1 protein-coding gene is annotated in these 1,307 nt (G+C 40.2%); it reads right to left on the reverse strand.

The annotated features are described in order from the left end of the window. Positions 1-28 precede the first annotated feature (28 nt). Entirely contained in the window at positions 29-1,195 is a 1,167-nt protein-coding gene (locus QM406_RS10015; RefSeq protein ID WP_414274121.1) for an IS30 family transposase, read from the reverse strand. Between the last annotated feature and the right edge of the window lie 112 nt (positions 1,196-1,307).

Below are 1,307 nucleotides of genomic sequence, written 5' to 3' on the forward strand. Positions count from 1 at the left end.
ACGTTTGAATGGGGTTGAAGGTTAGTTTTTAGATCTTATGTTGGAGTAATTTAGAAGACTGACAGACGTCTTCTGCAGGTATTTTAGAAATGCCGAGAAGCTTAGGAATTTCTTCTCCGTAAGTAAAGGCAAAGAGTTCATAGGCTGATTTTCCATTCAAAGCAGCGCGCTTGACGCTATTGACATGTGAACAAACGAGATTGATGTCCTCTTGAGTTAAATTGTTAAAGGAAGTTCCCTTAGGTAGAATGTCGCGAATCAGCGTGTGATTTTTCTCAATTCTCCCTTTCTGGTCAGAGCGATTAGGGTCACAAAAGAAAAGCCTACTCTCTCCTCGCACATCCATTTCGATGTCATCAACCCTGGCAAACTCTCCTCCATTGTCTGTCAGAATAACAGGAAAGATTTGGCAGAAGTCTTTGTCAGCTTCGTGAAGGTTATTCTTAATATCATAGAGATGTTTGGTAACCTCAAGGGCAGTTTTATTCTCCAGAAGCCTAGCGAAGATAAAGTTACAGAAAGATAGATTGAAGGTGAGTAGAACTTTACCTCCCATTCTACCCATAACTGTATCCATTTCCAGCCAAGAGTCTAGTTGCTTAAGAGCCAAATAATTTAGGAAATCCTCATAGGAACGGCCTTTTTTAGCTTCTTTAGGGATGGAAGGTAGCTTACTTTTCCGTCTTTCTTTGAATTTAACAGCTCTGGCAAGATCAATCGGAGCGATAGATAGGTAACCTTTTCGGATGTGTCGATAGACAGTTGAGGAGCTGACATCAAGGTTATGAGTTTTGAGGATATGATAGATGTGTTGTCCCTTTTTAACACCCTCAGAAATGACTTTGTCCATGTCCCAGAAGGTCTTGGAATTGAGGGGAGTTCCTTCACGAGATTCAACAAGAGTTTGTTCGTACTGCTTTTGAGCTTGTTTAGCGAGGTAGAAGATTTTCTGATAGCCACAGTTTTGTCTTCTTTTAGAGCACCCATTACAGACAAAGGGAGCTTTATCGAGTAGAGGGCAAGAAAGGTTGTTAAAGGTAGAGTCTCTAATTTGTTTGTTTCGTTTGACTTCTTTAGAAACAGTAGTCGGATCTTTTAGAATAAGTTGCCCGATAGCTTTGAAGGTTTCACCGCGCTCTAAACCTAATTGGATATCATTACGGTCTGAAAGGGTAAGGTGTTTATGTTTGGTCATAGTAGGCCTCATTTCTACCACAAACGTCTCACACTTAATTCCACCATAAAAATCCGTTTTAGACTAATTTCCACTTTGGTCAGATAAGTGGAAGTTACTTTGAGAAGTTTCC

Source organism: Streptococcus infantis (genome assembly GCF_047465035.1).
GTDB lineage: Bacteria > Bacillota > Bacilli > Lactobacillales > Streptococcaceae > Streptococcus > Streptococcus infantis_T.